The organism is Pseudomonas sp. GW456-12-10-14-LB2 (assembly GCF_002884345.1).
Lineage (GTDB): Bacteria > Pseudomonadota > Gammaproteobacteria > Pseudomonadales > Pseudomonadaceae > Aquipseudomonas > Aquipseudomonas paraglycinae.
The window spans coordinates 1-250 of record NZ_POHV01000262.1; the positions used below are offsets into that span (position 1 = coordinate 1).

General features: G+C 67.6%; 1 protein-coding gene. It reads right to left on the minus strand.

What is annotated here, in order from left to right; all coding sequences use genetic code 11:
* A partial coding sequence (locus C1X29_RS30165; protein ID WP_146023336.1) for a cobaltochelatase subunit CobN occupies positions 1–250 on the minus strand: 250 nt, incomplete at both ends.

A 250-nucleotide genomic window follows, 5' to 3' on the forward strand; every position in this document is an offset into this window, starting at 1 on the left:
GCACATAAGAGCGCAGCATTAGCACGCCGACCGTGCCCTTGGGCGCGCGGTGGCGCGGCAGCTCGGTGACGGTGTGGGCGATGCGATCGGGCAAAGCCGGGTGATAAACGCCGATCTCGGGGTAATCGCGCGGGGGCTGCGCCTTCATCGTGCCGCGCAAGGCCCGGCGTGGGCCATCGGCATAGCGGTCGATCAGGCCGCGCACCATGTCGACGACATTGTCGTCCGACGCGGCCGGCCAATATTGCAT